Annotated in this window: 1 rRNA gene (only partly in view); it reads left to right on the plus strand. The window is 55.3% G+C overall.

Annotation, left to right across the window (positions count from 1 at the left end):
- Positions 1-351, plus strand: a 23S ribosomal RNA gene (locus CYJ76_RS11370); its annotated part runs 886 nt beyond the window's last position; the annotation flags it as partial.

Genomic DNA, 351 nt, shown 5'->3' on the forward strand with positions numbered 1-351 from the left:
CGAATCCTAATTGAGGGTGTGTTGTAGTGGCGTGTCCTGGACCCGAAGCGGGGTGATCTACCCATGGCCAGTGTGAAGCAGCTGTAAGAGGCTGTGGAGGCGCGAACCCACTTAGGTTGAAAACTGAGGGGATGAGTTGTGGGTAGGGGTGAAAGGCCAATCAAACCCCGTGATAGCTGGTTCTCCCCGAAATGCATTTAGGTGCAGCGTCGTGTGTTTCTTGCCGGAGGTAGAGCTACTGGTTGGTTGAGCGGGACTATCATCTTAGCGACGTCAGCCAAACTCCGAATGCCGGTAAGTCAGAGCGCGGCAGTGAGACTGCGGGGGATAAGCTTCGTTAGTCGAGAGGGA

This window comes from Kytococcus schroeteri, from assembly GCF_002847825.1.
GTDB lineage: Bacteria > Actinomycetota > Actinomycetes > Actinomycetales > Dermatophilaceae > Kytococcus > Kytococcus schroeteri.